Genomic DNA, 5394 nt, shown 5'->3' with positions numbered 1-5394 from the left:
GTGGCAAATATAGTATGAGAAAAGAAAAATTCTGGGTCAGCTTCTGATTCAAAATTACTAAAAATTTTAACAGAATATGTTCTTGTGTATGCAAAAAATATCAATAAAATTTTCCTTAATGAAGAAGAGCAAAATGTTGATGAAAATTCCAATTATAAATTTGAAGATAAACATGTTAGAGAAAGAGGGAAATATTTTTTAAAACAGTTAGATATGGCATCGCTAACTTGATCTAGTGGTCTAGATTATGTTATTGAACATAATGACAAAAAATATTATCCTGGAAAATCTCAAGAAAATTGATTAAGAAGACAAAGTGGAAAACACGCAGTGAAAGACTGGCGGTGAAGATGATCAGCAAGTAAAGTTCAATGGGGAATAGAAAATGATTTTATACTATTTAAAAATGATTCTGTTTATAGTAAACAATATCAATTCGTAGATAATAAGGGAAATCAAATAGTTAGAACATCTAAATTCTCAAATTTAATCTGTAAAATTCATAACACATTAGGAACACAAACGCAAAAAGAAATTTTTAATACTAAAATATTTGATCATCCCAAACCTACCCAATTATTAAAATATCTAATCAATCTAATCCCTAACAAAAACGCCCGTGTTCTTGATTTCTTCGCCGGTTCTGGTACCACAGGTCATGCTGTTATGGAATTAAACAGAGAAGATGGTGGAAATAGAACTTATACTTTAATTACAAATAACGAAAATAATATTGGTGATAATATCACATATGAACGTTTATATCGGATTAATCATGGTAAGGGAACACATGACGAGAAATTTAAATGAACAGAAAATAACTCACCATATCTAAGCAATTTAAACGTTTTTAAGGTTAAAAAATTTAACATTTCCATTAATGCTCAAAATAATCCTAATGAAATAATCAAAACGATGTTAAAACAATCTTTGGCACATTTTGGGATCATGCATGCTGAAGTAAATAATAACAAAATTCTAAGACAATTATTAGCACTACAACCCTACGAGGAAAATGAAGATGCAACTAAGTAATAGTCAAAAGAAGTGTGTAGAGAATTTATTAACGCATTATTTAAGTATTAAACAAAAAGCTAAATCTGATCATCATAAAATTGTTGAATTTAAAGCGCCGACTGGCTCTGGTAAAACTTTTATGATTGCTAACTTAATTGATCAAATCATTAGTTATAAAAAAGTTTATCAACCACAACAAAAAATAATTTTTATGATCGGGACACTATCAAGTGCTGAATTACCATTACAGTTTGCTAATAATTTAAAAGAGTACAAAAATTATTTAGAGAACAATAACTTAGAAGTCGAATATTTACAATCACCATCGACAACTGCTAAAAATACTAAAGATGGTAGTTATGATATTAAACTCAAAGACGAAAAGGTGTTAGTTTTTGGTTCATCGACCTTTGGAAATAAAAAAATATTAACCGAATACGGAAAATTAGACGCATTTATAACAGCCATCGAATATGAAGGGTATGAACTGATTTATATTCGTGATGAAGCTCATTATGGATCAGCTAATAAACGCAATATTATATTCAATGATATTTATGATCAACAAAAAGCAAAGAAAATGAGTCAAAAACATGAGGTTCGTGCCGACGCTTTATTACAACGCGCAGCTTGTTTTATAGTGCATATGTCAGCAACACCCAACAACAACTACCCACAAGTTGTTTTAAGTGACAAAGATTTACTAAATGACAATATCGCTTTAGTTAAAAGAATACCCTTTTTCAATCATGATGTTAAATCGATTGCAATTAATGAAATTGATGATATTGATTTATTAGATAAAGCATGCGAAACCTACAAAAAAGTTCGCAAACAATATATTAAGGATGATGATTTAAAAGGGATTAATCCCGCAATGTTAATTCAAATTGATGATTCATCAAATATTAATGAAGCAAAAAGAGCTAATTTTGAAGAAAACCTAAGTAAAATTAAAAATACGTTAGCTAAACATAATATTGAGTATGCCCAATATTTTAGTGATCAGAAAGTAGATGCTAATACTCGTGAAGTTATAACTTTAAAAGAACTTTCACGTAATAATTCAACCATTCAAGCAATCATTTTTAAAATTGGTCCAGCAACTGGTTGAAATATTCCGCGTGCATGTATGCTGGTGCAATTAAGAAACGTTTCGTCTAATAATCTTAGTGTACAAACCATCGGACGAATTAAACGTAATCCCATCCCTAACAAACAACTACCACAAGAACACATTTCTAATCATTATTATATTTATTCGAACCACAATGAAAATGATCCTGAAAAAGGCGTGCGTACTTACCAATTAAAAAACCAATATATTAACTGAGCTTTTACATCTGGTGAAATTAATAAACAAGCACATTTAAAAGCTAAGGATGAGCAAATGTTTATGAAAGATGTTGTTAATTTGCTCAATGAACAGTATGACAACATTGTTGATTACTTTGATTCTTTAATAAATAAATACCAAAAAGATAATTACTTAATTGGTCATTCCACAGATTTAAAAACGGATGATGGTATAACTAAAAAACTTTTAGAATCTAAAATTGAGAATTCCTTACATTTAGAATTATTTAAAGATTATTTTCTACAACAAAATAAAGCCTGTTTTTCTGTTAATCTAATCGCATGCATTGAGCAATGATTTATTGATCGATTGCAAAAACAGCAACACACCAGCAATGAGCTTTTATTTTGATATATAATTGCTAAATACTATAAAAAAGATATTCATCAGCTTTACAAAAAAGCTTTAGCAGCTATTTTAGATACCCAACAACAACCAGAATACATTTTGAAGCATCGTCAAATTCTACCAAATCTTATTTATGCGTATGTGCGTGACAAACACAAAATGGTTTTTGATCTTGATAAATACGCTTATAAAAGTACAATTAAAGACCAAATAGAATATTATTTTGACTCTTATACAGAAAAGGCTTTTTGTGAAGAATTATTTAAATATTTACAAGCGCATGAGGACGTACACACAAACGTGCAAATTTGAAGTAAAAACCCTGTTTTTCACGGCATTAATTTCCAATATTATGCCAAAAATACCTTATTTGAAATCAAAAATAGTTACCCGGATTTTTTAATAAAATATGATGATCACGAAATCTTTATGGAAATTAAAAGCAAAGATGATTTTGACACGCAAAAAACCGAAGGTATCATTGAAGCATTTGAAAAGTATATTAATGAAATGAATTACGATGATAACATCAAACCATCAAATATTAAATACTTAACTTTATTGGTTATTTATTTGGATAGAAACGAAAACAATTATATGTATCTAGAAGGTGATAGTAACCATTTAGGAATACGCGAACTTTTATTAAAACAAAAAGGTTATCACACCACAATTAACGACTTATTTGCAGCGATTAAGAAAAACTACCACGCTACCTAATTAACTTATTTTAGATATTTATAAAAAACAAGGAACAGTTAAAACTGATCTTTGTTTTTTATTACTAGTTAGGTTAAAGTTTTTGGATGCGTTAACTTGAAATCCATCAAGGAGTCTAACTATGACCTTATTTTCATTTAATCTATGCAAAACAGATTTAATAGTTTTTTTGTTCCTAAGTCATAAAAATCATTTATTCAAAAGATTTCGCCTTCATTTTTTTAGACATTATGGTCTCTATTTTATTAGTAAATGAAGCCATAAATTTATCGCCTCCTTGCACCCAAAATTACATATTTTTAGGTGCTAAATGTCTCCAACCTCAAAAATAAATATGAGGATATAAGCCTGCTATTATAAATAACATCATAGGGTATTGAATATATATTAAAATATTATTTAGAGTATAAATATAGGGAGTATATATGTTAAAAGAGTTAAAACAACAATACATTGAAAAAATCAAGAGTATTTTAGATACAGTTTTTAATCGCGAACAAAAGAAATTAGCGATTAAGATTATTAACCAAGTCGAAAATGAAGAAGAATTATTAGATATCTTTAAATTTGTAACCCAACGAGTGAATGTGGGTTTTGTTTTTGATGTAGCACCCAGCATTGATTCACAAGCCGTCAGTGTGCTTGAATACGATGCTAAAAGATCATTTACTAATACATTAGAAAACAATAACGCTTTAATCATTGGGGAGAACTATGATGCTTTAAAGAATCTAATACTCATAGAGAGAGAGAGAGAGAGAGAGCTGCGCTCGATTATAAATACGATGTAATTTACATCGACCCTCCTTATAATACAGAAGCAGCAAATTCGGATGGGAATTCTGTTGCCAACGATGCTTTAAAAATCAACAATAATAAGTTTATTTACCGCGATAAATTCAGTCGGAACGGCTGATTAAACATGATGAATGAACGATTAATTTTAGCTAAGGAACTGCTCAAGGATGATGGAGTTATTTTTGTGTCTATCGATGATAGTGAACAAGCTTATCTAAAAGTCTTAATGGACGAAATTTTTGGTGAAGAGAATTTTGTTACTACGATTACATGAATCAAGAAAAGAGGACCCGGAGGCAATACTTCCTTTAATTATTCAATAGTTAAAAACACAGAATATATTTTGGTTTATTCAAAAAATAATGATATTAAAAACTTTAATTACGTTAAACATAATCAAGTTCAATTACAAAAATTGGGGTACGTTAATAAAGATGAATACTTCAAGGATCGTGGCTACTATAAATTAACTATGTTATATCGTCCTAGTTCGACAGGAAGTTTTCAATATACAAAGTCCTTAGACTATCCGATTAAAGCACCAGATGGAACTTATTTTGAGTTGCATGTAAATAAACATAAAAAAGAATCAGGATGTTATACTTGAGCTTATAAAACATATTTAGAAGGTGAAAAACTAGGTTTTATTGAATGTAAAAAGAATAGCGATAATGAATGAGTTGCTTACAGAAAACAATATGAAAAAGTTAAATTCGATCCAAAAACACATAAAATTGTCGAAATAGAAGCGGGGCAACAATATCAGAATTTTATCGACGATTTTTATTCTTCAAATGGTGGTGAGGATATCAAAAATATTTTTTCGAACAAAAATATTTTTAGTTTCCCTAAACCTATGCAACTAATCAAATATTTAATCGAAATGGCAACAGATAACAAAAACGCTCGTGTTCTCGACTTTTTTGCTGGCTCAGGCACAACTGGTCATGCTGTTATGGAATTAAACAGAGAAGATGGCGGAAATAGAACTTATACCTTAATAACCAATAATGAAAATAAGATCGGAGATGAAATAACATACGAACGTTTATACCGGATCAATCATGGGAAGGGCACAAAAAATGAAAGTTTTAAATGAGCAGAGAAACATCTTCCATATCTAAGTAATTTAAACGTTTTTAAAGTTAAAAAGT

The 5394-nt window shown here is 29.3% G+C and carries 4 protein-coding genes; all 4 read left to right on the top strand.

Annotation, left to right across the window (positions count from 1 at the left end; all coding sequences use genetic code 4):
- A partial coding sequence (locus tag OF365_RS03095) for a DNA methyltransferase (protein ID WP_263818155.1) occupies positions 1-1035 on the top strand: 1035 nt, incomplete at its 5' end.
- Positions 1022-3442, top strand: a complete 2421-nt coding sequence (locus OF365_RS03090) for a DEAD/DEAH box helicase family protein (RefSeq protein ID WP_263818154.1) — start codon at positions 1022-1024, stop codon at positions 3440-3442. The genes OF365_RS03095 and OF365_RS03090, both read left to right, overlap by 14 nt.
- Before the next feature lie 425 nt (positions 3443-3867).
- Positions 3868-4233: a type III restriction endonuclease subunit M gene (locus tag OF365_RS03085; protein ID WP_263818153.1), complete on the top strand. Its 366-nt coding sequence runs from the start codon at positions 3868-3870 to the stop codon at positions 4231-4233.
- The coding region (locus OF365_RS03080; RefSeq protein ID WP_263818156.1) for a site-specific DNA-methyltransferase at positions 4233-5394 on the top strand (1162 nt) is incomplete at its 3' end. The genes OF365_RS03085 and OF365_RS03080, both read left to right, overlap by 1 nt.

The organism is Ureaplasma zalophigenitalium (assembly GCF_025780055.1).
GTDB lineage: Bacteria > Bacillota_I > Bacilli_A > Mycoplasmatales > Mycoplasmoidaceae > Ureaplasma > Ureaplasma zalophigenitalium.
This window is presented reverse-complemented; position numbering and strand designations above follow the sequence as displayed.